This window comes from Kribbella sp. NPDC003557, assembly GCF_040610805.1.
GTDB lineage: Bacteria > Actinomycetota > Actinomycetes > Propionibacteriales > Kribbellaceae > Kribbella.
In genome coordinates this window covers 1-24,713 of record NZ_JBEXMY010000002.1, presented here as the reverse complement: position 1 = coordinate 24,713, position 24,713 = coordinate 1, and the positions used below count along the sequence as shown (strand labels likewise).

The following is a 24,713-nucleotide window of genomic DNA, read 5'->3' as shown; positions in this document are numbered from 1 at the left end:
GGGACTGCAGTAGTCGACGGCGCAACGGTCAGTCCGAACCCAGGCGGTAACCGACGCCGCGGATGGTCTGGACCAGTTCGGGCCGGCCGAGCTTGGCGCGCAGGCTGGCGACGTGCACGTCCATGGTGCGCGACGACGCCTCGAACACCGACTGCCAGGCGTACAGCGCGACCTGTTCACGGGGGACCACCCGGCCGTGGTGCGCGGCCAGCACTGCGAGCACGTCGAACTCCTTGCGGGTCAGACTGATGGGCTTGTCGGCCACCTGAACCGTCCGGGCCTCGATGTCCACGGTCAGGTCGCCGACGGTCACCCGGGGGCGGGGCTGCAAGAGGCCGGTACGACGAAGTACAGCATCGATACGGGCCAGCAGCTCGGAAATGGCGAACGGTTTCACCACATAGTCGTCGGCGCCGCTGCGCAGGCCCCGGACCCGGTCGGCCGCCTCGCCCCGTGCGGTCACCGCGATCACCGGCACGTCCGACACCGTACGGATCTGCCGGCACACGTTGATGCCGTCCCCGTCCGGCAGTCCCAGGTCCAGCAGGACCAGGTCGCCGGGGTCGGCCGCCAGGGCGTCCGCGGCCGTCCGGACGTGCGTCACCATCAGGCCGTAGCGCCGCAAGGCGGGTATCAGGGCATTGGCGATATCGAGATCGTCCTCGACCAGCAGAATCCGGACCGCGCCACTCATGCGGTGATCGTAGGCCAGGTCACGGCCTGATGTGTCAGATCTTGGTAAAGACGTAATCACGCGACTCCACCCAGTGTTCGGCAACATTAGCCTTCCGGACACAGGAGGGAACCGCTAGATGACTGTCGGTATCCGCAGCGGGGGTGGCGCGACCGTGCCCTCCGAGGAAGAACTGGCCGAGTACGAGCAGGAACGCCCCGCTCGGCGGCTCCGGCCTGCCCTGGACCTGGTGATTTCGGTCTGGTGCGCAATCGTCAGCGTCGGCGTGCTCGCGCAGGTGTTCGTGCCCTTACCACAAGGCACGCAGTTCTACTTGGTGATCTTTCTCGCAGCGGTTCTGCCGATCACCTTGCTGTGTTACCGGGGCTGGAAGGTGCCGGCGGTCATCAATCCGTTCCGGGCCCGCCCGCATGACGACCCCGGCGTGACGGACTGGATCCTGGCGCTGGTGGCGCTGGCCGTGTGCGTCTATCCACTCTTCGACTTCGACGGGTACCTCGAGCGCCGGCAGGCCCCGTCGGCGACGGACGTGCTCGTCGGCGCCGTGTTGCTGGTGCTGTTGCTCGAGGCGTGCCGCCGGACGACCGGCTGGGTGCTCCCGGTGTTCAGCCTGGTCTTCATCGCCTACGCGTACTACGGCGGCTACCTGCCCTACACCTGGTCGCTCGCGCACCAGGGCTTCAACTTCGACGCGATCATCGCCCAGTTCACGATGGGTACGGCGGGGTTCTACGGGACCCCGCTGAACGTCGCCGCGTCGTACATCGTGCTCTTCACCATCTACGGCGCGGTGCTCGACTACTCGGGCGCGGGCAAGTTCTTCATCGACCTGTCGTTCGCGGCCTTCAAGCGCAGCCGGACGGCGCCCGGCCGGACGGTCACGCTGGCAGGCTTCCTGCTGGGCAGCGTGTCGGGCTCGGGTACGGCGACCGCGGTGTCGCTGGGCACGGTCTCGTGGCCGATCCTGCGCCGGGCCGGGTACCCGCCCGAACCGGCAGGCGGAATGCTCGCCGCGTCCGGTATCGGCGCGATCCTGTCCCCGCCGACCCTCGGCGCGGCCGCGTTCATCATCGCCGAGTTCCTCCAGGTCTCGTACCTGAAGGTCCTCGGGTTCGCCGTGATCCCGACGCTGCTGTACTACCTGGGCATCCTGCTCGCGATCGAGATCGACGCCCGCAAGCACGGGACGACGTCGACCGAGGTGTCCGACCGGTCGGCGTGGCGGCTGTTCCTGCGGTTCGGATACCATTTCCTGTCGTTGTTCGTGATCATCGGGTTCATGGCGGTCGACGTCCCGCCGTTCAAGGCCGTGGTCTACGCGGTGATCGTGCAGTTCGGGTTGTCGTTCCTGGACCGCGAGCACCGGCTGACCGGCCGGCCGCTGTTCAAAGCGCTTGCCCAGGGCACCCGTTCGGTGCTGCCGGTGGCGGCCACCTGTGCGACCGCCGGGGTGATCGTCGCGGTCACCACGCAGACCGGCCTGGGACTGAACCTCGCGGAGATCATCGTCAACGCGGCCCGTGGGCTGACCGACAACCACACCGCGGTGCTGATCCTGACCGTGGTGCTGTCCGCGTTCGCCGTGCTGATCCTCGGGCTCGCGGTGCCGGTGACCGCGTCGTTCATCATCGCCGCGGTGATCATCTCGCCGGCGCTGGTGAACCTCGGCGTGAGCCAGCCCGAGGCGTACATGTTCATCTTCTACTACGCCGTCCTCTCCGAGGTGTCGCCGCCGACCGCGCTGGCCGCGGTCGCGACCGCGGCGATCACCGGCGGCAAGGTGATGCCGACGATGTGGCAGGCGTGGAAGTACACGCTGCCGGCGTTCCTGGTGCCGTTCGCGTTCGTCCTCACCGACAACGGCGCGCACCTGCTCGGCCAGGGCTCGTTCGCCGCCATGGTGTGGACCACGCTGGTCTCCATGCTCGCCGTGGCCGCGCTGGCCGTGGTCACCGGCGGCTGGGTGTTCGTCCGGGCGACCTGGCTCGAGCGCGCGGTCTGCGTACCGGCCGCCGCGCTGCTGCTCTACCTCGCGCCCGTAACCATCACCGCCGGAATCTGTTTGCTTCTTGTTGCCGTCGTCATCAACCTGGTCCGGCGGCAACGCCAGGCCGCTGCCGAGGAAGGAACCGTTGCCTGATGAGACTCCGAACCGTTGCAGTGGCACTTGTCACCGTGCTGTCGCTGGCCGCCTGCGGAGGTCAGCGCGAACCGTCCGGGTCCGGATCGGAGTCCGGCGGCCGGCTGACGATTGCCACCGGCAACACGACCGGCGTGTACTACCAACTCGGTGGCGCGCTGGCCTCGGTGATCTCGCAGAAGATGTCCGGCTACCGCGCGACCGCCAGTGAGACCGGTGCCTCGGTGCAGAACATCCAGGGCCTGGTCGGCGGGAACTACGACATCGCCTTCTCGCTCGGCGACTCGGCGGCAGACGCGGTGAACGGCGAGAACAGCTTCAAGTCCAAGCAGGACGTGGTCGCGCTGACCCGGCTGTACAACAACTACACGCAGGTCGCGGTCCGGGCCTCGGCGAACATCAACTCGATCGCGGACCTGAAGGGCAAGCGGGTCTCGACCGGGTCGCCGAACTCCGGCACCGAGGTGATCGCGCGCCGGCTGCTCGAGGCCGCCGGGCTCGACCCGGCCACCGACGTGACCGCGCAGCGGCTCGGCCTGCCGGAGTCGGTGGACGCGATGAAGTCCGGGTCGATCGACGCCCTGGTCTGGTCCGGCGGGTTGCCGACCGGCGGCATCACCGACCTGACCACGAGCATGGGCAAGGGCGTGAAGCTGCTGCCGATCGCGGACCTGCTGCCGAAGATGCAGGAGAAGTACGGCGCGGTCTACTCGCAGGCGCCGATCCCCGCGGCGACCTACAAGCAACCGGCCGACGTGGCCACGATCGTCGTACCGAACGTGCTGCTGGTCCGCAAGAACATGAAGGACGAGCTGGCCGAGCAGCTGACCAAGACGCTGTACGACAACATGGACGCCCTGGTCGCGGTGAACGCGGCCGCGAAGGGCATCACGCTCGACAACGCCGCGAAGACCGACCCGGTGCCGCTGCACCCGGGAGCGAAGAAGGCGCTCGACGGACTCAAATAGTTAGCCCTGGGTACCGGTAGCTGTTGCGGTACCCAGGCTCACGGACCGTCCTCCCCCGCACACCAGGCGCAGCGGGGGAGGACGCAGGGCCCCGGCTCCGCACTTCAGGCGCAGCGGGGACGGGACCCACGCCGGCCCCACAACCAGGCGCAGTGACGGTCGGCAACCGGGCCCGGTCCTGGCGGAGGCATCCGCCGGGGCCGGGCTCTACTGGTGTTCCTCCTCGTGCGGCATCGGCGTGCCGTACAGGTAGTGCGAGAGCGCGGAGTCGCGCTTCGGGTGGGCGTGGTACTTCGTCGGCACGACGCGCCCCTCGGCGCTGTCCCACGCGGTGTCGGCCATCCGCCACATCCGGTGCGCCAGGCGGCCGGCGGTCCCGGTGTGCGGGGAGTACGGGTGCGCCCTGGTCGGGGCGACCTCCTCGGCCTCCAGCAGGTCCTCGGTCAGGCGGTTCACATCCTGGCCGTCGAGTTGTTCGGAGATCCGGCGGCTGTACGTCGCCTCGATCGACTCGTGCTCGTCGAGCAGCCGGTCGATCTGCCGCCACAGGTCGTCGTGCTGCAGATCCACGAACCGGCTGTCGCCGTACTGCCGTCCTTTCAGGAAGCGCAGCGAGCGTTCGAGTTCCTTCGCGTTGCCGACGTACCTGGTGACCAGCTCGTCCCCGTCGGGGAGCCGGCGCACGTGCGGGAGGAGCACGTCCTCGGCCGCGGCCAGATGCTGCGCCGCGATCGCGTAGAACCAGTCCGTCTGGTGCCGCTGCTCAGGGTGCGCGGCGTCCGGGTGATGCGCCGGCTCGGCCAGCTCCCGGATCCGTGCGTGTTCGTAGGTCAGGGCCATTTCGAGCGTCGAAGCGGTCACGACAACCACCTCCAGAGGGTCTCCCTCCAGCGTGTGCCCATCCCACCCGAACCGCAACCGCCCCACCCCGCTCCGTAATCCAGCCGTACTCCGGAACGCGCACGCCCGCCGCGCACAGGGCACGGCGGGCGTGACGGAGCGGATGCGGGTCAGGCGTCGGAGCTCTTCTTCCAGAGGTTGATTCCGGCCTCGACCGCGTCGGCGTCGATGGCCTCGAGCTCGTCGGGGCTGAACTTCAGGTTGCGGACGGCGGCGAGATTGTCCTCGAGCTGGGCGACGCTGGAGGCGCCGATCAGCGCGCTGGTCACCCGCTCGTCGCGCAGCGTCCAGGCGAGCGCGAGCTGGGCGACGGACTGGCCGCGCTGCTTGGCGATCTCGCTCAACGCGCGGACGTGCTTGAGGGTGTCCTCGGTGAGCGAGTCCGGGTTCAGCGACTTGCCCTGCGCCGCGCGGGAGTCGGCCGGGATGCCGCCCAGGTACCGGTCGGTGAGCACGCCCTGGGCCAGCGGCGAGAACGCGATCACGCCGACCCCGAGCTCGCCGACCGCGTCCAGCAGGTCCTCCTCGATCCAGCGGTTCAGCATCGAGTACGACGGCTGGTGGATGAGCAGCGGCGTCCCGAGCTCCTGCAGGATCCGCGCGGCCTCCCGGGTCCGGTCGGCGGAGTACGACGAGATACCGGCGTACAGCGCCTTGCCCGAGCGGACCGCGGCGTCGAGCGCGCCCATCGTCTCCTCGAGCGGGGTGTCCGGGTCGAACCGGTGCGAGTAGAAGATGTCGACGTAGTCCAGGCCCATCCGGCTCAGCGACTGGTCGAGCGAGGCGAGCAGGTACTTCCGCGAGCCGCCGCCCTGACCGTACGGTCCCGGCCACATGTCGTAGCCGGCCTTGGTCGAGATGATCAGCTCGTCGCGGTACCGGGTGAAGTCGCGCGCGAAGTGGGTCCCGAAGTTCGTCTCGGCCGAGCCGTACGGCGGGCCGTAGTTGTTCGCCAGGTCGAAGTGCGTGACGCCGAGGTCGAACGCCCGGCGGAGGATGTCGCGCTGCGTCGCGAACGGCTTGTCGTCGCCGAAGTTGTGCCACAGACCGAGCGAGATGGCGGGCAGCTGCAGGCCGCTCCGTCCGGTCCGCCGGTAGCTCATCTGGTCGTCGTACCGGCTCTCGGCCGCCACATAATCAGTCACGGAACCCCAGTCTGCCCCATGTCACGACAAGTGTGAAACCCCTTGTTTTCCAGCAGAAACGGCAGTACTCAAACCCAGAAACCCGCCTTCTGGACGACGAGCTCCGGTGCGTCCCGGTCAGGGGCACCGGAGCTCGCGGCGGCGCGGAGTCACCGGCCGGCGGTGGCCAGCTCGGGGGTACGGCGCAGCATCTGCAGGGCCCGCATCCGCATCGGTCCGATGCTTCCGATGGGCAGGTTCAGCGTCTCGGCGATCTCCAGGTACGACGGGCAGCTGTCCGACATCAACAGCCGGATCAGCCGCTGGTAGCGCCCTGGGAGCCGGGCCAGGGCCCGCTCGGTGGACGGCTCGTACTCGCCGTCGGCCGGGTACACGTCGACCACGGCCGCGCGCTGACCGTCGCCGTGCTCGGTGGTCGGATCGGCGTAGAGCAGGTACCGCTTCCGGCTGATCGCCACCCGCAGACCCTCCCGCCGTGCCGTCGCGGCCAGCCACGCGGGAAGGCACTGCGGGTCACGGATCTGGCCGCCGTGCTGCCACAACCGCAGCCACGTCTGCTGAGCGACGTCGAAGGCGTCGCTGTGGCTCAGGCCGACTCCGCGAGCAGTGTGCAGCAGGAGCGAGCCGTAGCGGCGCTCCAGCTCCTTCCAGGCCGACCAGTCCGAGGCGAGTGCGCGGTTCAGGACGTCCTCGATCGTGCTCGAGTGGATGGAATCGCGGTGGTGACGGGTTCCTTCGGCCGGCCGTGCAGTGCTGCGTAGCGAGATCGTCGACACGCTTCACTTCCTTTCGCTGATCCGCGCAGGTGGCGACGGAGCGCGCGTGGGCAGGGGAAGATCGGGCCGGTGCGCGAACGCACCGGCCCGAAAGCCGATGGCATCAGCGGCTTCGGGGAAGCCGTGCTGCGGCAAAACTCTGGACGGCCCTCTGCCTCACCATGCCCCCGTGGTCGTCGTCAGTGCTGCCTTCGGCGCCTATTCGATCACCGGACCCGTCACGCAGACGTAGTCAATTCGTCACGGAATCGTGCTTGTGGCGTCACCGTTTGCATATGTGTCGGTCGGCGACCGGTCGGTAACGCTCCGATCCCGCAGCGTCGGCCCGAGCAGGCGCAGCAGCGGCGCGGCCATCATGGTGGTGATCAGCGCCATCATCACCATCACCGTGAAGGCGCTGTGGTTGATGATGCCGACACCGAGCCCGGCCGACAGTACGACGATCTCCGTGATCCCGCGAGCGTTCATCAGGACCCCCAGGCCGACCGCGGACCGCACGGGCAGACCGCCGGCGCGGGCCACCGGTACGGCTCCGCCCAGCTTGCCGATGACCGCGACAGCCAGCAGCAGTGCGCCTGCCGCGAGCACCTGCGGCTGGGAGATCGCCGCGTTGACGTCGGTCTGCAGGCCGATCGAGGCGAAGAAGACCGGTACCAGCAGGGCGCGGTTCAGTCCGCCGATCTGCTCGGCCACGGCCGCCACCGGCGGGCTGTCCTTCGGCAGGACCACGCCGGCCAGGAAGCCGCCGAAGATCGCGTGGACGCCGATCGCGTCGGTCGCGGCGGCCAGGCCGAGGATCAGGCCCAGGACCAGCAGCACCAGGATGGGCGTGGGCACGGAGCCGGAGTACCGCTGCGCCAGTCGGTGCAGGAGCGGCCGGAGGACCAGTAGGGCCGTTGCGCCCAGCAGGACCGTCAGGCCGAGTGCCAGCAGTGCTTCACCGGGACCGGCCGACTGGATCATCGCCATCGTGACGGCGAGTGCGCACCAGGCGAGGACGTCGGCGACGGCTGCGCACAGCATGGCCAGCGACCCGAGCCGCGTCCCCTGGAGTCCGCAGTCCTGCACGATCCGGGCCAGGACGGGGAACGCGGTGATGCTGAGCGCCGTACCGATGAAGACGGCGAACGGCAGCCGGTGCACGGTGGGACCGGCCAGCGTCGAGTACAGCGGTAGCGCCGCGAGCAGGCCGAGGGCGAACGGGACGGCCATGATCGCGACGCTGGCGGCGGCGATCGCGCCGCGGTCCCGGCCGATCCGGTCCCGGCCGAAATCGCTCCCGACGGTGAACATGAAGACGGCCAGCCCGGCCTGGGCCAGCAGGCCCAGGTTCGGCCGGACCTCGGCCGGCAGGATCGCGTCGAACAGCCAGGGCGCCAGCGATCCGATCACCGAGGGACCGAGTACCAGTCCGGCGATGATCTCGCCGACGACGGCCGGCTGCCCGATCCGCCGGGCGAGCCGGCCGCACAGGGTCGCCAGCGCGCAGATGACCGCGATCGCCAGCAGCAGCCGCCACATCTGTTGCGCGGCCGAGGGGCCGGCGGCGCCTGGTGCGGGCGCCGCCGCGGCGGTGTGGTCCGGCCGCAGCCAGCCGGCGGCGTAGCCGACGCCGACCAGTGCGGCCGCGCCGGCGACCAGCAGGGCACCGACCGCCGTGGCGCGGCCGGGCAGGGGGAACAACGAGCCGTCGCGCCGCTCCATCGAGGCTCCTCTTCAGGCCGGGACAGCACCGTCGGCGGACACCGGCACCGCGGTGAGCCGCTCGGCCGCCGGCCGGTGCACGCCGTTGGTCCGCCGGCCGGCGCGATGCGCGAGGATGTCCTGCGCGATGTCGCCGGCCCGGTTGCCGAGCACGCTGAGCAGCGAATCGGCGATGCCGTGCGTCGCCTCGTTCACGCCCTGCAGGTAGCAGGCCGCGTCCGACGGCTCGTCGAGCTGCAGGCGGTACTGCCGGTTGACCTCGATCCGGTCGAGCCCGATCGACTCGCTGAGCCCACGGACCAGTCTCGGCATCTCCCGGACGAAGCCGGTGCCGAGCAGGACCAGGTCGCGGCGCAGCTCGCTGACCTTGCCGGTCTTGCGGTCGCTCAGCTCCAGCACGACCTCGTCCCCTTCGCTGCGCGCGCCGACGATGTCGGTCATCGGCACCAGCCGCCGCTGGTCGACGCCGGCCAGCCGGTCCAGGTACATGCTCGTGTACAACTCCTGCAGAAGATCGGTCTCGACGCCGGAGTAGTTGGTCAGGTGCATCTCCCGCAGGATCTGGTCCCTGCCCTCCTGCCGGGCCTCGAAGAACTTGTCGATGTACGACGGGTAGTACAGCTCGTTGGTGAACTTGTTCGTGTCGTAGGCGCGCAACCCGATCGAGCGCATCACCCAGCTGACGTCGCTGTTCGGCAGGTCGATCTGTGTCGCCCGGAACATCTCGGCGGCGCTCTGCGCGGCGCCGACCACCGCGACCCGGTGCTGCTTGGTCTTGTCGAGTGCCGCGACCCGCATGCGGTACTGCGTGCTGTGGATCACGCGGTCGGCCGGCAACTTGGCGAACTCGGCCGGGACGTACGGGTCGCGCCCCGCGCCGATCACCAGGTACCGGCTGGAGATCGTGCTGCCGTCGCCGAGCCGGGTGAGCCATCCGGTCAGCGCACCGGCCGGGTTCCGGACCGGCTCGATCGACACGCAGTCGCAGCCGAGCTGGAGCCGGACCTTGCGCAGTGACTCCGACACCCACCGGAGGTAACCGGACACCTCGACCCGGTACGGCGTGAAGCTGCCCATGTTGATGAAGTCGTCGAGCCGGCCGACGCTGCGCAGGTAGTTCAGGAAGGTGAACTTGCTGCGCGGGTTCCGCAGCGTCACCAGGTCCTTGGCGAAGGCCACCTGGCTCTTCGTCCAGGGCAGCAGCAGGCCGCGCTGCCATTCGACCGTTTGACCGCGTTCGATGAACAGCGAGTTCTCCGCCAGGCCGTCGACACCGAGTTCTTCCAGTGCGACGGCGAGGGCGAGGTTGGCCGGCCCGGCGCCGACGGCGAGCAGTTCGACCTCGTGGTTGGTCATGAGGGCTCCAAATAGGGTCGTGGCTTACCAGGGCCGGCCCGAGTAGTCGGACTCGTTCAGTGCGTCGTACTTCAGTTCGACGAGCTCTGCCGCGGCGGTCAGCCGGTCGGCAAGGGTCGCGGGATCGTTCGCGGTGCAGATGACGTACGCGTGCCGCCCGATGTGCGCCCGTGGCGGCAGCCGGACCGTCGCGCCCTCGGCCACCATCGGATGCGCCTCCACCAGGCCGGGCACGGCGCCCGGCTCCGGGACGGAGATCTTCACGACGCGGCAGTCCTCGGGCGGGTAGCAGAACCGGATGCCCACACAGGTGCGGTGATCGGCTTCCAGGTAAGGGCGGTTGCCGCGCGCCACGTCGACGAGGATCGCGCCGGGGTCGATCCCGGTCGCGAGCTTGCCGAGGTACGGGATCAGGTCGCCGCCGAGGCGTCCGTTCACCTCGATCACGACGGGGCCGCGGGCGCTGAACCGGATCTCGGTGTGCGTGATCCCGTACGGCGTGCCGATCGCCTCGTGCGCGGACTGCAGCAGTTTGCGCAGCTCGGGATCGGTGAGCAACGGGTCCGCGCCGTCGACGATGTGCCCGATCTCCTCGAAGTACGGCGGTGCGCCGAGTTGCTTGTGGGCAACGAAGAACGGCTGGTACTCGCCGGCCACGACCGCTCCGTCGACGCTGATCTCCGGACCGTCGACGAGCTCCTCGATCAGCGCCCCGCCGTGATACTCGGCCGGACCACTGCGGCTGGAACTGTCCGCTCGCTCGAACGCTTCAACGATTCCGGCGGCGTCGTCCACGACCGCGACGCCGATGCTCGCGGCCATGCCGCGCGGCTTGACCACGACCGGATAGCCGATCTTCGCGGCGGCGGCCCGGGCCTCTGCGGCCGTCGTGACGACCGCGAACCGCGGCTGCGGCAGACCGGCGTCGGTGAGCGCCTGCCGGGTCCGCGCCTTGTCGCGACAGCCCTGCGCACCTTGGGGCGTCAGGCCCGGCAGCTTCAGCCGGTCCGCGACCAGAGCGGTCGCGACCACCGACGGTTCGTCGTACGTGAAGACGCCGCGAACCCCATGGATACGAGCGATTGAATCGGCGACCGCAAGCAAACGATCGATGTCGAGCGCGAGTCCCGCGCCCTCGAGCGGCAGGACCACGGAGCTGCCGGCGATGTACGGCTGTTGCCAGCCGGCCGGTTCGTCGTCGATCAGCCACAGCGGCCCGCGGGCCGCGGCTCCTCGCATCAGGTACTCGCGGTACGGCTGGAAGCCGCTGCTCAGCTGCAGCACGACACCTTCGGTGTTGTCGGTCACGCCGTCCTCCCGGGGGCTGTTACTGACGAACGAGAGCGGCTGACCCGTGGTTGGTGATACACCAAGTGCCGTCGTCGGCAGGGGATATCCGTCGCCCCGACAGCTTGCACTCGAGTAGTTGACGGCTCAGACTTCACGGAAGGTAGCTCGGCAGCCACGCAAAGAGGAGGCGTCTATGCCTGCACCTGGGAGCCTGCCCGCCCAAGGTTCTCGCTGGGGGAGAGCATCGTCGATCGGTGGCGGTCGTGAGGAATACGCATCCAGTGGGGGAGATCGATAGATGCACGCGCAGCCTGTACCGGCGGAACGCCCGGATCCGGAGATCCCGCCTGATGAAGCCCACCCAACGGTGCGGCTTCGCATGCTCGACGGCTTCTGGGTCGTCGATGGTCAACAAACCTTGTCCATCCCGCTCAGCGCGCGTCGCGTCGTCGCGTTCGTCGCACTCCGCGGACGGTCCAGCCGTGCCGAAGTGGCTGGGACGCTCTGGCCGGAGGTGTCGGACTCGAAGGCACAGGCCTGCCTGCGGACTGCCCTGTGGCGGCTCCGTCAGCTGAGTGTGCAGCCGTTGGTGACCGGCGACGAGACGCTGCGCGTCGACGAGTCCGTGGACGTCGACGTGAACACGCTGATCACCGCCATCCGCCGGGTGATCAACGACGGCGAATGCGGAGCCGACCAAGGGCTGCTGCCGACGCTCGCGGCAATGGGGGAGTTGCTGCCGGGCTGGTACGACGACTGGGTCCTGCTCGGGCGGGAACGCCTGCGCCAGCTCCAGTTGCACGCGCTCGAGCTGACGGCCCAGCAGCTGACCTGCACCGGGCGCTACGCCGAGGCGATCGAGGCCGCGATGGCCGCGGTCCGCCTGGAGCCGTTGCGGGAGAGCGCGACCCGGGTGCTGATCGAGGTGCATCTCGCCGAGGGCAACGTGGTCGAGGCGATCCGCCGGCTCGAGTTCTTCGAGCGGAGCCTGGCGGCCGAGCTCGGCGTCGAACCGTCGGCGGAGCTGGTGAACCTCGTGCGCAGCCGACAGGTGCGGGTCCGTCCGCGGACGAACGTGGCCGACATTCCGCGGTTGGACCAGAGCCGCTATCTCGCGTCCAGAAGGACCTTGGCGTAAAGCAATCGCTTGGATCTGTGGGGCCCTGGCTCGACCTCAGCGGTCGGCCGGGCTCCACAGATCCTCGACGTCGAGTGCGTCCACGTGGTACTTGCCGAGTGCGCTGACGAGGAACTGCAGCTCCAGTGCCAGACACTCGACGAGGTTGACGAGACCGTGCTCCGGGTCGGTGTCCACCGCGATCAGCGCGGCCCGGCCCAGGCCGGCCGCGTTCGCGCCGAGGGCCAGGCTCTTGGCGACCCGGGCGCCTTCCCACATCCGCCCGGACACCAGCAGGCACGAGGCATCCGCCGCGTTTCGGTCATGGCCGATCCGCAGCAGGCACTCGCCGAGCGGAAGCCCGACATGGCGGAGGAAGGCTCGCGGCGCCCAGCCGGTGCCGGCCTCCGCGCCGTCGACGGAAACCGCGTCCGCACCGGCCGCCCAGGCCACCTGGGCAGCCGCCGACACGTCCCGGGCCGGCGGCAGCTTCACCCAGACCCGGGCCCGCGGGTAGTTGTTGCGCATCAGGCGGATCTGCTGCCGCAGGATCTCCTCGGTGAAGGTTCCGGGGCTGCTGCTGCGCAATACTTGGTCGCCGCCGAACACGGGGTCGATGAGGTACGCGCTCGTCAGCCGCGCGGCGGCGTTGGCGTCGACCAGCGTCATACCGCCCAGGCCCGGCTTGGCGCCCTGACCGACCTTCAGCTCGAAGGCGAGTCGCCCGGATTCCAGCAACGGAAGGACATTCGGGTCGCTGTACACCAGGTTCCACACCTCGGCGTCGGCGTCCTCGGTGCTCTGCTGGACGACCACACCGCCGTAGGAGTCGAGCGCCTCCTTGTGGTACGCGCGGATCCGGCCGAGCAGTGACCGTTCCGCGTCGGCCTCGAGCCGGCCGTAGCTGTTGACCGGCATCACGTTCTCGCCGATGACCATCGGGATGCCGAGCCGTCCGGCCTGCCGGGCGGCGGCCACCCCGAGAGCTACGCTCGCCGCTTCGGTCGACCCGAACGCCGACAGGTAGACCGGCAGCGTGGAACGGAACCCGCCGATCGTCGTCTCGAGCCGCACGTCGCGGTACACCGGCTCGCGGGCCAGCTCGACCAGTTGGGCCAGCCGCTGCGGGACGAAGACCGGCGGGACCAGCCGCAGCCGGTCGAGGTGGTCGTCCGGCAGGTGCGTGCCGGCACCGTCAGAGCCGTCGTAGCCGGCGCCGAACAGCGCCTGGCCGTAGTCCTCGGCGGGTGGGAACGCGTCGGCGGCGCCGGCCTTGGCGCGTTCGCGGATCGCGGCTTCGGGGAACCCATCGGCGTACAGGATGCCCTCCTTCGATCGGTCTCTGACCGGAAGAGGCGGTGTCGGCGCGCCGAAAATACGCCGTATCACCGCAGCGCCCGCGGAGCCTCTCACGGATGTACGGCGTAGCAGCGCCAAGGGGGGAACATCATGAGGTACACGCATGCCATCGCGGTGCTGGTCAGTGCGACGCTCGGCGTCGGCCCGGCAGTGCCGTTGACCATCGGAAGTGCCGTCGCGGCCGATCCGTGCGGCCTGCCACGAGGTGTCCTGAAGCTCGAGGACCTGGCGTCCCGGTCCGCGGTCGAGTGCGGCGCCGTCGGCCGGCTCGTTGACGCCGGGAACGGTGTGCCGCTTCCGGTCCAGCCGCCGGGCAGCAGCGTCACACTGGACATGCTGTATCCGGAAGGAGCCCAGACCTTCACCCTCGCCACCGACGCCCGAGGCGTGGTGAGCACCGGCTCACACCACCAGGCGAGCAAGTTCCCCGACCTGCCCGGACCCGGGGCGTGTGAGCGGGACACCTACAGCCTCCGCTCGTACAAGTGGTACAAACCGTGGCTGTTCCGGACGACGCGGGGAACGGTTCTCGCCAATCACAGCCAGGCCGCCTTCGACGCGGCCGCTCGCAGGGCCACGGCCAACATGACCGAGGGGCGCAACACCTGCGGCCTGCGCGGAGGTATCCATGCGGCCGGCGCGTTCGTGGGGCACACCAACGAGCGTGGCAACTTCGTCTACGCCGACGGCCAGACCACCTGCGGCACGTCCGACGGCCGCAACGTGATCGACGCGGGCGATCTGCCCGGTGACTTCCTCGAAGCCACGCTGGCCTGGACGTGCACCTGGGCCGAGACCCGGCATGGCGTGACGATGGCCGTCTCCGCCGACATCAGGATGAACGACACTGACTACAAGTGGACCTACGACCCGTCCGACGACCCTGCCTGCCAGCCGGCCCTGCCGCCGGACCAGGATCGCTGGCGGTACGACGTGGAGTCGGTGCTGACCCACGAGATCGGCCACGTGTACGGGCTGGTCAACCTCAGTGCGGCCGAGGACGTCAACCTGACGATGTACCCCGGCGTGCGGCGTTGCACAGGCCATATGCGTACGCTCGGCCGTGGCGACGTGCTAGGTCTGCGAGCGCTCTACGGGCACCGTTGATCGCGTCAGCCGCAGATAGAGCAGCGCGCCGATCGTGACGATCAACGGCCAGAGCAGGTACACCCCGGCCATCAGGAGCAGCACGACGACGGCGCCCTGCGCCACGAGCGCGGCGAAACGTGCACCACTGCGTCGCGGCAGCAACTTCACCGCTGCCGCGACGCCGACGGCGTACACGGTGACGAAGAGTCCTGTCGTCAGCAGGACAAGGGATTGCGGCTCCAGCCGGGCCACCACCACGATCGCCGCGGTCGTCATCGACATCGCGCTCAGGACCGCGAGGCTGCGTCGGGGGACCTCGCCTGCTGAGCTGCCGCGGTTCAGCCAGGCCGGGAGTGCCCCGTCGCGGGCCAGGGCGGCGCCGAGCTTGGAGGCGCCCGCGTAGTACGCGTTCATCGCGCCGAAGGTGAGCAGCAGCGCGGCGATCGCGGCCAGCACCCGGGCGTTGCCGCCGAGGCCGATGGCCAGCAGGTCGCCGAGCGGCGCGGCGGTGTCGGCGGCCCGCGGACCCAGCACGGTGACCGTGGCGAAGGCGACGCTCAGATAGATCACGCCGACGACGATCACCGCGATCGCCGTGGCCCGCGGCACGTCGCGGGCCGGCCGCCGGAACTCGGCCGTCAGGTACGTGACCGTTTCCCAGCCGACGAAACTCCAGACCAGCAGGGCGGCGGCGGGCCCGATCGCCTGCCAGCCATGCGGCGCGAACGGCTCCAGGTTCGACAGGTCCGCGTGCGGCAGCGACAGCGCGACCGCGAGACCGAGGAAGACCGTCAGCAGTCCTGCCAGGGCGATCTGGACGCGTCCCGTCACCTGGATGCCGAAGGCGTTGGCGGCCGGTACGACCACCAGCAGCGCGACCATGGTGGCGACGACGGTGGTGCGTCCGCCGCCCACCGCCCCTTCGACATAGCCGCCCGCCCACAACGCGGCCGCCGGGCCGCCGACCGGAACGGACAGGTAGAAGCACCAGCCGACGATCGCGGCAGCGCGCTCGCCGAAGGCCAGCCGCGCGTACGTCGCGATGCCGCCCGCGTCCGGGTAGCGCGCACCGAGCGCGGCGAAGGTCGCGGCCAGCGGAGCGGACACGACCGCGAGTCCCAGCCAGGCCAGCAACGAGGCCGGGCCCGCCACGTCGGCGGCGAGCGCCGGCAGCGCGATGACGCCCGTCGCCAGTACGGCTCCGATATACAGCGCCGCACCTTGTCCGAGGCTGAGCCTGCCCGCCCCCGCCGCCGTGGTTTCTGTCATACGCGACATCTTCGCTGCAACCGGGCGGTCACGGCGAGGCGATCCCCGGCACCTTCGGGAACGCGCTGGCCTGCCAGACCGAGTCCAGCCCGGCGACGTACCGGGTGAACCGCTCGAGGCCGAGCCCGAAACCAGCGCTCGGCGGGACGCCGTCCTTGAGCATCTGCAGGTACCACGCGTACTTCGCCGGGTTCTCCGCGGTCTCTCGCATCCGGGAGATGATCGTCGCGTAGTCCTGCTCGCGTTCGCTGCCGCTGCACAGCTCGCCGTACCCCTCCGCCGCGATCAGGTCGAAGTTCCGCAGCATTCCGGGCAGGTCCTTGTTCTCCCGGTCGTAGAAGCCGCGCGAGCCCTTCGGGTAGTCGGTGACGAAGAACGGCCGGCTGGCCTTCGCCGACAGCTTCGCCTCGCCCTCCCAGTCGAGCTCGGCGTCCGGGTTCTGGTCGTGGCCCATCGCCCGCAGGTCCGCGACCGCGTCGGCGTGCGTGCGGCGCCGGAACGGTTCGGTGAGCAGCTCGGTGAACTCCGACGTGTCCCGGCCGAGGGCCTCGAACTCGCCGGGCAGCGCCTCCACGACCTCCCGGACGATCTGGCGGACCAGTTCCTCGGCGATCGTCATCGCGTCGTCCCGGGACGCGTTCGCCACCTCGATGTCGATCTGGTGGAACTCGGCCAGGTGCCGGCTGGTCGACGCGGTCTCGAGCGGCTCGAGCCGGATGTTCGGCGCGATGAAGAAGATCTTGTCGAACGAGGTCAGCGCCGCCTGCTTGTAGAGGATCGCGCTCGTCATCAGCTTGTACCGGTGCCCGTAGTAGTCCACGTCGACCTGCTTGGCGCCGCGAGCGCCGGGGTCGGTGACCGGGCCGATGACGGGCGGCAGCAGCTCGATGAACCCCTGGGCGTTGAGGAACTGCCGGGCCGCGGCCAGCATCCGGTGCTGGATCTTCAGCACCGAGCGGGTGACAGGTGAGGTGAGGTGCTCACGCGGACTGGCTGGCAGCCGGGCTTCGGTCTCCGGGATCCGGGTCTCGGTCATCTCCTGTGCTCCCTGCTGAGGCGCCCGGTAGGGGCGGTGTGATCGGGGTCGGAAGTTGCGTGCGTGCGGGTGCGGCGCGGTACTCCTGCTCCAGGCTGGCGTTGTCGTAGGTGCGTTCCACGTACGACAGCGAGGCCAGCAGCCCCGCCGCCGTCAGGTCGGCGGGGTCGGTCGGACCGACCCGGCCGCGGATCGGCATCGCGCCGACGGACGACCACTGCAACCGCCCGGTGCTGTCGAGGTAGCTGCGGGCCCGGCCGGCGTTGTCCGGGTGCAGGCAGTACGGCACGTCCAGGTAGCCGCGCCGGAAGGCGGTGGCCAGCGCCGTGCCGAGATCCGGACCGAGGTCGAGCACGGCCTCGATCAAGGCGCTCGCCTCGGCGTGGATGCCGGTGTCGGCGGTCTCGCCGGCGATCGTGAGGCAGTGTTCGGCGGCGTGCGCCGCGGTCTCCAGGGCGGCGATGTTCTCGGCGAACGTCGGAATTCTGTAGCCCTCGGCAACTGTTTTCACGATCAGCCGGGCCGCTCCCGTCCGGACCGCGAGCCGGGCGGCCTCCTCGAGGAGCCGGGAGGCGCCGTCCGGCGTGCGCGGATACACACCCATGTAGGTGTAGACGACGATGTGCCACTCGACGTCCGGCAGCCACTGTGCGGCCAGCCGGCGCAGGGCCAGCAGCGCCTCGACGTCCTGGTCCGGATTGGTCTGCTGGGCGTAACTCAGCGACACGCTGCGGATCCCGTGCTGGCGGAAGAACAGGCATTCGAGCACGCTCAACGCGATCAGCAGGCCGGGTGGGCAGAGCTGGCCCATCATGCAGCCGCCGAAGCTCTCGACGTGCGGCTCGGCCCCCGTCGACCTGACCTCGGCCAGCAGGTCACAGCTGCGGGCCCAGTTCGGTATCGACTCCGACAGCGGCATCCGGCTGTACGGCAGGCAGTACGACACCGGGCCGCCCTCGGTCGCGTGCAGCCCGGCGCGGATCAGCGCGGCCACGATCGGCTCGGGGCAGGGCGAACCGTGCCGGACCTGGACGGGGAAGTCGGGCTCGGCGACACCGTCCAGGACCGAGCGGGTGGTGGCCGGATCGTGCGCGACGATCGGATACCCGTTGAGCTCGATCCCGTTCGCCAGCGCGGCCTGGGCGTTCACGTTGTCGCCCATCCGGGTGTAGCTGTCGAGCGTGATGGTCCCGACCGCCGTGGCCGCCGCGCTCTTGGTGGCCAGCAGACCGGCGCGCATCGCGGCCGGATCGCTGACCCCCATCCGCGGCTGCACCACCAGGCGGCCGGACCGGTGCGCGCGGGCGACGAAGTCACCGAACGAGCCGGTGCCCGGGCCGGTCACGAAGCCCGGCCGGTGGTCAGTCGACCGACGTACGACCGGAACGCGGTCAGGCCGGTGCCGTCCTCGAAGACCGCCCCGTACCCCGCGGCCGTCAGCTGTGCGCGGCTGCGGTCGCTCCCGGGTCCGGAGATCCCCAGCTTCCCGCCGATCACCATCGGGGTGCCGGCCAGCTCGGGGTGGTTGCGGACCTGGCCGATCAGCCGCAGGCCGTCGTGGAAGCCGTGCCCGTTCACCGTGCTGACGACGATCAGGTCGGGCCGCAGGCGCAGGCACTCCGAGACCATCAGGTCGTCCGGGACGCAGGCGCCGAGGTTGCGGACCTCATGACCGAGCTCCTCGAGCAGCAACTGCAGGACGACAAGATTCCAGGTGTGCGAGTCCGACGACACGCTGGTCAGCACGACGGACAAGCCGTCGACGCTGACCTCCTTCCCCGCGGCGTGATCCATGACGAACAGAGCGGCGATCCGCGCCGGTCTGATACATCCCGCCGATCAGCCGGGGTCGATCTCCTCGAGTTCGGAGACGCCGGTCGCGGCCCGCGGACCGTACCGCTCCCAGCGTTCGTGCAAACGGATCCGGCCGTCCGGCAGCACCTCGGGTGTGCTCTCGCACCGCCCCACGACGAGTTCGCCGTCGGCCAGCACCATGGTGTAGCTGAACTCCAGCGTGTCGTCCGGGCGGCACAGGCCGGTGAGTGCGCCCCGTCGTACCCGTCCGCCGCTGAAGTCCGCCCAGAGCAGGTCGCCGTGCTGGCGGTACGAGGCGACCGTGGCCTCGCCGTCCCCGGCCTCGTCGCCGGCCGGGGAGAACTTCCTGCCGTTGTAGTCGATCATCAGCCACCCGCCGGATCGTGGAGTTCCAACGTGCAGCACTTCACGCCGCCGCCGGCCCGCAGCAGTTCCGAGACGTCCATACCGATCGGCTCGAAACCGGCCGCGCGCAACTTCGCGATCAGGTTCGTCGCGCCGGCCGACATCAGCACGTGACGGCCGTCGGACACGGCGTTCAGGCCGAACACGGCGGCGTCCTCGGCGTCCGCGAGGATCGCGGTCGGGAAGAGCTCCCGCAGGATCGCCTGACTGCCCGTGGTGAAGGCGCCCGGGTAGTACATGACGGTGTCCGCGTCGAGCACTGCCAGCGCGGTGTCCAGGTGGTAGTACCGGTCGTTCACGAGGGTCAGGCCGATGACCGGGCGGTCGAAGTACTGCTCGCTCTCCAGATGCGCCCGGCGGTCTGTGCGGAAGCCGCTGCCGGCCAGCAACCAGCGGCCGGCGGTCAGGTAGTCGCCCTCGCCCTCGTTGGCCGTCGAGGCCTGCTGGACGTGCAGACCACGGCCGGCGAACCATTCCAGGTACGACGCCGACTCCGCGTCCCGCTCGGCGTGCCGGAAGCGGGCCACCAGCGCACGGTCGCCCCAGACGGTGGCGCCGTTCGCGGCGAACACCATGTCCGGCAGCCCCGGGACCGGTGGGATCAGGTCGACGGTGTGGCCGAGGTCGACCAGCTGGTCGTGGATCCGCTGCCACTGCGCCATCGCGATCGGCTGGTCGGTCGGCTTGGCCGGATTCATCCACGGGTTGATCGAGTAGGTGACGTCGAAATGGGCCGGCGGGCACATCAGGTACCGGCGGTGGGTGCTTCGCCGGATCACGGCGTCGCGCGGCAGGTCGGCGGTGGTGGTCGCGGTGCCGGCGTCGGAAATGAGGTTCATGCCGACAAGAGCGCGCGGGTCCCGCGATCAGATACCTCCGCACGGCAGTGTATTTCCGGCCGCCGGTGGTCGCCTCTGACCGAGCAGGAGCGCTCTGATTCCGCGTCGACCCCCGGAGGTCCCGATCATGCAGACCGGCTTGAGCCGAGCTGAACTCACAGCACAGTACCTGGACGAGATCAAGCGACGCGGGATCTCCGCCGCCGAACTCGTCAGCACCCAGCCCGAGTCCGTCGGGCTGCAGTCGTTCTACGGCGGGCGCTACCTGCCCCGGCCGGTGTTCCTCGGGGCCGAGGAGTGCGAACAGCTCGCGAACGACATCCTGACCATGCACGCCGCGCTGATCAGCCTGCCCGACAAGCTGTACGGCGGCGACCTGGCCGCGTTCGGCCGGGCCGTCGGGCTGACCGACGTCCAGGTCTCGGCCGTGCTGCGCAGCCGCGGTACGACGGTCACGAAGCAGAGCCGTGCCGACCTGTACATGGACGAGTCCGGCTTCAAGCTGCTCGAGTTCAACATGGGCAGCGCGCTCGGCGGCATCGACCAGTCCGACATGGCCCGGGCCCTGCTGGACCAGCCGGTGCTGGCCGAGTTCGCGCAGACCCACCGCCTCGGGTACGTCGACACCATGCGCGAGCAGGTGAACAACATGTTCGTCGAGTGCGGCTTCGAGTACGGGTCGCGGCCGGTGCTGGCGACCATCGACTGGCCGAGCAGCTACGAGACGCTCGAACCGTACATGCACCACTTCGCGACGCGGCTGCACGAGATGGGCGTCGACGCCCACGTCGGGCACATCGGCCAGCTGGAGGTCCGCGACGGCGGCGTCTGGCTGGGCGACCTGAAGATCGACATCATCCAGCGGCTGTTCATGCTCCAGGACCTGCTCGAGGACCCGGACGCGCACGCCCTGATGGATCCGGTCCTGGACGCCGCCGCCCGTGGCGAGGTGAAGATCTTCACGCCGATGGACTCGGAGATGTTCGCCAGCAAGGCGGCTCTGGCGATGCTGTCCGACGAGGCGAACCGCCAGTACTTCGACCAGGAGACCCTGGTCAGCCTGGACCGGATCCTGCCCTGGACGCGGATGGTGCGCACCGGCCCCGTGACGCTGGAGGACGGCAGTCAGGTCGAGCTGCTCGACTACGTGCTGAGCCACCAGGAGGACCTGGTCCTCAAACCGACCTCACGCCACAGCGGTGAGGGCGTGCTGCTCGGCTGGCGCGACGACACGAGCCCGGAGCTGTGGGAGGAGCGGGTCCGGGAGGCGTTGGACGAGCCGTGGATCGTGCAGCGCCGGATCCGCCCGGTCCCCGAACTGTTCCCGATGCCCGACGGCGACCCGGTGCCGTGGATCGTCAACTGGGGCGTCTTCACGGTCGTGAACGGCTACGGCGGCGTCTTCACCCGCGCCGCAACGGTCGAGTCCGACCTCGAGGTCATCCGCCTGTTCGCCGGCGCCTCCGCGGGTTGCTGCCTACACGTCCTCCCCGAAGACTCCGACGTCGAGCCCGGCACAGCCCTCCCGGTCCACAAGGGCTGACGCACGAACAAACCGGCGCGGCGCCGACTGGGCACCGCGCCGGTTCGTTGTGCCCGAGCGCCATTCAGAAGGTGGGATGATCTGAAGGCAGGAAAGAACAGGAAAAGGTAAGAGAAATATAGGGTGGTTGGCCTGGTGAGAGTTGGCCGATCGGCCGCCGGTTCGGCGTGGCAGATACACATCGACCCACCGCGAGAGAAGAATTGAAGTTACCAGGCTCTAAAACTTAATGCAGGTGGGTCGATGCGGTATCACCCTCACTCGGGCTCGATCGCGACGAGATCGCTGAGTTGGCCGGGCGGCCGCCCGCCGAGTTTGGGAGTTGTACAGGCAGGTCGGATCTGTCGCTCGGTGATGCCGCTACTGGATCAGGTGCTATGCCGGCACGAACCCGAGCTGACCAGCGTGTTGGCCAACCGTGAGGTCATCGTCGACGGGACCGCTCGTGCCGACCGGGAATCGGGCGCACAGCAAGCACAACTACTCCAGCAAACGGCTGCGGCAGGGCCTGAACATCCATGCCTACATCGGCACCACCGCGACCGTCCCGTCCAAGCGCAATAAATACCATGACCTCACCGGCTACGAAGAAACCGTCGACCGAACAATTTCTTCCCGCAGGTCCGCCGTCGAACGCGCCATCGGCCACCTCAAGAACTGGAAAATACTCACAGGCGGCTCCGCGGCCGACTCACCGAACTACCCAATATCATCCGCACCACCAGCCGCCTTGAGTTCTACCGCCTCGGATGGTGACTTCTGAATAGCCCTCAGAGAGAGTGGGAGTTGGCTGCGTGGCAGGGTTTGCCGGACCAGCGACAGTCAGCGCATCAGAGTGCCGAACATAGGGTCATAACGGCAGGTGATGCTGCTGCTGATGGAACGGCGTCTCGGCACCAGCGCCACCGTCCCGTGCAAACGCAGCAGCTAGTACAGCCCGCGGTCGCACGCGCCATCGGCCACTTCACGTCCCTCGCTGGTGGGTTGACGCGGTCTCAGTCCCAGTGGGGCTGGATCGCCAGGAGGTCGGCGAGTTGGTTTCCGGCCTTGCCTGCCAGGCGCCGCAGGCCGAGCGGGTGCAGTCGTGGCGCGTGGTGTTTGCTGGTGTTGGCCCCCGAATTGCCCACAAAATAAGGGGATTCCGGCCCGGAAACTGTCGGTGGGACCGTCTAGAGTCGATGCCATGGAACTCCTGGGCGAACGGCCGGCGTGGTCGATGGGTGGCAGCGAACTGCTGTCCACCCTCGACACGCTCGAGTCCGAGCTCGCCCGCCTGGAGGCCTACCGGCTGAGCGTGATCGCCGCGATCGAAACCACCGGGTACGCCGAAGAACTCGGAGCCCGCGACACCGCCGAACTGCTGCGCTTCCGCTACCGCCTGGACGCACCAACCGCCCGCCGCACCCTCCGCCTCGCTCAGACCGCCCCGCACTACCCGGCCGTATCCACCGCCCTCGAACGCACCGCCTCGCCCGCCTCCACCGGTACCGCCGACGTACCCGACAGCGGATCCGGGGAGGCTGGATCCGGGGACGGCGTCCCGGACGACGGCGGATCTGGGGACGGTGGATCCAGGGACGGTGCTGGTGGTGGGTGGTTGCTGCGGCCGGGGCAGGCGGCGGCGATCGTGTTCGGGCTGGAGCGGGTCCGGTCGCGGGTGCCGGTGGAGCATCTGGACGCGGCCGCGGAACAGCTGGTCGGGCTGGCCGCTCACCTGTCGCCCGGCGAGCTGCGTACCACGGCCAAGGAGATCGCCGACCTGCTGGACTCCGACGGCCCCGAACCCGAGGAGCTGAAGGCGTATGAACGGGAGTCGTTGACGCTGTCGGCTGCGGACAACGGCGTGAAGTTCAAGGGGTTCTTGGCCAACGAGAACGCCGAGCTCCTCCGTGCGGTCGTGCACGCTGGGGCCCGCCCGCACAAGACCGTCGACGGCGAACACGACCCCCGCCCCCGCGACAAGCGCCAGGCCGACGCCCTGTCCACCGCGCTGGGCATCGCCGCCGCCGCATGGGACACGACCGGCCCTACCGCGCCCACCGGACCTACCGCGCCCACCGGATCTCCCGGACCTGCAGCGGCGACCACAGCCGCCGCGAGCAGTGCCACCAGTGCCGCCAGTGCCGCCAGTGCGGGCAGCGCGGGGAGTGCGGGGAGTGCGGGGAGTGCGGGGAGTGCGGGGAGTGCGGGGAGTGCGGGGAGTGTGGGGAAGGATCTTCGGGTGGCCGGGTACGGCGCGAAGGCGACCATCACGGTCACGATCGACTTCGAGGATCTGAAGGCCGCGACCGCGGACGCGGTCGGGCGGACCGTCTACAGCGGTGGGCTGTCGGCGGCCACGATCCGGCGGCTGGCCTGTGACGCGAACGTGATCCCGCTGGTGCTGGGCTCGAATTCCGAGCCGCTGGATGTCGGGCGCCGCGAGCGGCTGGTCACCAAGGCGATGCGGCGCGCCCTGGACGCCCGCGACCGCGGCTGCGTGGTCTGCGGTGCGCCGCCGATCATGTGCGACGCCCATCACCTGGTCTCCTGGATCGACGGCGGCGACACCAAGGTCGACAACCTGGCACTGCTGTGCCGCCGTCACCACGTCGACCTGCACAGGGGCCACTGGACCATCACCATCCTCGACGGCGTCGTCCACGTCGCCCGCCCCAGCTGGGCCGAGCCCGCACACACCCCCGCCGTAGCCCGACGCACAGCATCGCCGCGCGCCCGACCACCCAGCGGCAGGACAGGCCCGCGCGAGTCCGAGCCCACACAGCCCACACAGCCCACCCAGCCCACCCAGCCCACCGAATCCGCCGACGTCGGCCTGCGGGCGGTCGAGGGCGTCGTGGTGGAGACCGTCGCCGACCGCTCGCGATGGCGGGCCGACGAGGCTGCCCTCCAGCAAGCGGCCGACTTCGCAGCCACCGGCTGAGACCCCGACAACACAACAGCCTCGTACTCGCGGAGCCGTGGGCAGGAGGCTGTTGTGCTGCGGCGGGTCGGGAGACGGCGGAGGCCAGGCGACACAACGGCCTCCTACTCGCGGAGCCGTGGGCAGGAGGCTGTTGTGCTGCGGCGGGTCGGGAGACGGCGGAGGCGAGGCAACACAACGGCCTCCTACTCGCGGAGCCGTGGGCAGGAGGCTGTTGTGCTGCGGCGGGTCGGGAGACGGCGGAGGCCAGGGTCAAGTCCTGTGAAGTGGTGTACGAGGTCTGGTGATTCGTCGTTGTCTGGTTAGGCGCTGATCGCGCTGGCGGCCTGGGGGTTGTCCTGGGAG

At 69.7% G+C, this 24,713-nt stretch carries 21 protein-coding genes; 7 read left to right on the top strand and 14 right to left on the bottom strand.

The annotated features are described in order from the left end of the window. Positions 1-28 precede the first annotated feature (28 nt). The gene (locus ABZW60_RS06055; protein WP_012918592.1) at positions 29-694 is read right to left on the bottom strand and encodes a response regulator transcription factor; all 666 of its coding nucleotides are present in this window, start codon (positions 692-694) and stop codon (positions 29-31) included. A 118-nt stretch (positions 695-812) separates the two neighbouring features. On the opposite strand from ABZW60_RS06055, the gene ABZW60_RS06050 reads away from it, so the two are divergent. Continuing rightward, a complete protein-coding gene (locus ABZW60_RS06050) occupies positions 813-2,834 on the top strand; it encodes a TRAP transporter fused permease subunit (protein ID WP_355474543.1) in 2,022 nt (673 codons plus the stop codon). Further along, the gene (locus ABZW60_RS06045) at positions 2,834-3,802 is read left to right on the top strand and encodes a TAXI family TRAP transporter solute-binding subunit (protein ID WP_355474541.1); all 969 of its coding nucleotides are present in this window, start codon (positions 2,834-2,836) and stop codon (positions 3,800-3,802) included. The genes ABZW60_RS06050 and ABZW60_RS06045 overlap by 1 nt, the downstream gene beginning before the upstream one ends. A gap of 207 nt (positions 3,803-4,009) precedes the next feature. Here the strand turns inward: ABZW60_RS06045 and ABZW60_RS06040 are convergent, their stop codons facing one another. The 6 genes from ABZW60_RS06040 to ABZW60_RS06015 all read right to left on the bottom strand — a co-directional run bounded on the left by ABZW60_RS06040 (position 4,010) and on the right by ABZW60_RS06015 (position 10,991). Then, the gene (locus ABZW60_RS06040; protein WP_355474539.1) at positions 4,010-4,663 is read right to left on the bottom strand and encodes a hypothetical protein; all 654 of its coding nucleotides are present in this window, start codon (positions 4,661-4,663) and stop codon (positions 4,010-4,012) included. Between the two features lie 149 nt (positions 4,664-4,812). Continuing rightward, the gene (gene mgrA / locus ABZW60_RS06035) at positions 4,813-5,847 is read right to left on the bottom strand and encodes an L-glyceraldehyde 3-phosphate reductase (RefSeq protein ID WP_355474537.1); all 1,035 of its coding nucleotides are present in this window, start codon (positions 5,845-5,847) and stop codon (positions 4,813-4,815) included. A gap of 149 nt (positions 5,848-5,996) precedes the next feature. Further along, positions 5,997-6,623, bottom strand: coding sequence for a sigma-70 family RNA polymerase sigma factor (locus tag ABZW60_RS06030; RefSeq protein ID WP_355474535.1), 627 nt, complete (start codon positions 6,621-6,623; stop codon positions 5,997-5,999). Positions 6,624-6,863: 240 nt separating this feature from the next. Beyond that, complete coding sequence (locus ABZW60_RS06025; protein WP_355474533.1) at positions 6,864-8,327, bottom strand: cation:proton antiporter; 1,464 nt, start codon at positions 8,325-8,327, stop codon at positions 6,864-6,866. 12 nt (positions 8,328-8,339) lie between these two features. Then, positions 8,340-9,683 carry a SidA/IucD/PvdA family monooxygenase gene (locus ABZW60_RS06020; protein ID WP_355474531.1) on the bottom strand — a complete coding sequence of 448 codons (1,344 nt, stop codon included), beginning with the start codon at positions 9,681-9,683 and terminating at the stop codon, positions 8,340-8,342. A gap of 24 nt (positions 9,684-9,707) precedes the next feature. Beyond that, positions 9,708-10,991, bottom strand: a complete 1,284-nt coding sequence (locus tag ABZW60_RS06015) for an ATP-grasp domain-containing protein (RefSeq protein ID WP_355474529.1) — start codon at positions 10,989-10,991, stop codon at positions 9,708-9,710. A 349-nt stretch (positions 10,992-11,340) separates the two neighbouring features. Here ABZW60_RS06015 and ABZW60_RS06010 point away from each other — a divergent pair, with 349 nt between their 5' ends. Then, positions 11,341-12,111, top strand: coding sequence for a BTAD domain-containing putative transcriptional regulator (locus ABZW60_RS06010; protein WP_355474527.1), 771 nt, complete (start codon positions 11,341-11,343; stop codon positions 12,109-12,111). Positions 12,112-12,147: 36 nt separating this feature from the next. Here the strand turns inward: ABZW60_RS06010 and ABZW60_RS06005 are convergent, their stop codons facing one another. Continuing rightward, positions 12,148-13,479, bottom strand: coding sequence for a glutamate synthase-related protein (locus ABZW60_RS06005; protein WP_355474525.1), 1,332 nt, complete (start codon positions 13,477-13,479; stop codon positions 12,148-12,150). Between the two features lie 60 nt (positions 13,480-13,539). Here ABZW60_RS06005 and ABZW60_RS06000 point away from each other — a divergent pair, with 60 nt between their 5' ends. Further along, complete coding sequence (locus tag ABZW60_RS06000; protein ID WP_355474523.1) at positions 13,540-14,556, top strand: matrixin family metalloprotease; 1,017 nt, start codon at positions 13,540-13,542, stop codon at positions 14,554-14,556. Here ABZW60_RS06000 and ABZW60_RS05995 read toward each other — a convergent pair. Genes ABZW60_RS05995 through ddaH form a run of 6 tightly spaced genes read right to left on the bottom strand, consistent with a single transcriptional unit; the run spans position 14,524 to position 19,902 of the window. Then, positions 14,524-15,807 (bottom strand): amino acid permease, encoded by a 1,284-nt coding sequence (locus tag ABZW60_RS05995; protein WP_355474521.1) that lies wholly within the window; start codon positions 15,805-15,807, stop codon positions 14,524-14,526. The genes ABZW60_RS06000 and ABZW60_RS05995 overlap by 33 nt on opposite strands. A 28-nt stretch (positions 15,808-15,835) precedes the next feature. Further along, on the bottom strand, positions 15,836-16,843 hold the full coding sequence (locus ABZW60_RS05990; RefSeq protein WP_355474519.1) for an asparagine synthetase A: 1,008 nt from the start codon (positions 16,841-16,843) through the stop codon (positions 15,836-15,838). Beyond that, positions 16,788-18,188: a methylaspartate mutase gene (locus ABZW60_RS05985; RefSeq protein WP_355474517.1), complete on the bottom strand. Its 1,401-nt coding sequence runs from the start codon at positions 18,186-18,188 to the stop codon at positions 16,788-16,790. The genes ABZW60_RS05990 and ABZW60_RS05985 overlap by 56 nt, the downstream gene beginning before the upstream one ends. Continuing rightward, a complete protein-coding gene (locus ABZW60_RS05980) occupies positions 18,185-18,637 on the bottom strand; it encodes a cobalamin-dependent protein (protein ID WP_355474515.1) in 453 nt (150 codons plus the stop codon). Before ABZW60_RS05980 ends, ABZW60_RS05985 begins: the two co-directional genes overlap by 4 nt. A gap of 45 nt (positions 18,638-18,682) precedes the next feature. Further along, entirely contained in the window at positions 18,683-19,024 is a 342-nt protein-coding gene (locus ABZW60_RS05975; protein ID WP_355474513.1) for a hypothetical protein, read from the bottom strand. Further along, the gene (ddaH, locus tag ABZW60_RS05970; RefSeq protein ID WP_355474511.1) at positions 19,024-19,902 is read right to left on the bottom strand and encodes a dimethylargininase; all 879 of its coding nucleotides are present in this window, start codon (positions 19,900-19,902) and stop codon (positions 19,024-19,026) included. Before ddaH ends, ABZW60_RS05975 begins: the two co-directional genes overlap by 1 nt. A 127-nt stretch (positions 19,903-20,029) precedes the next feature. On the opposite strand from ddaH, the gene ABZW60_RS05965 reads away from it, so the two are divergent. The 3 genes from ABZW60_RS05965 (at position 20,030) to ABZW60_RS05955 (ending at position 24,368) form a co-directional block, all read left to right on the top strand. Further along, a complete protein-coding gene (locus ABZW60_RS05965; protein WP_355474509.1) occupies positions 20,030-21,445 on the top strand; it encodes a hypothetical protein in 1,416 nt (471 codons plus the stop codon). Positions 21,446-21,890: 445 nt separating this feature from the next. Next, entirely contained in the window at positions 21,891-22,208 is a 318-nt protein-coding gene (locus ABZW60_RS05960; protein WP_355474507.1) for a transposase family protein, read from the top strand. A gap of 420 nt (positions 22,209-22,628) precedes the next feature. Then, entirely contained in the window at positions 22,629-24,368 is a 1,740-nt protein-coding gene (locus tag ABZW60_RS05955) for a DUF222 domain-containing protein (protein WP_355474505.1), read from the top strand. Positions 24,369-24,713 lie beyond the last annotated feature (345 nt).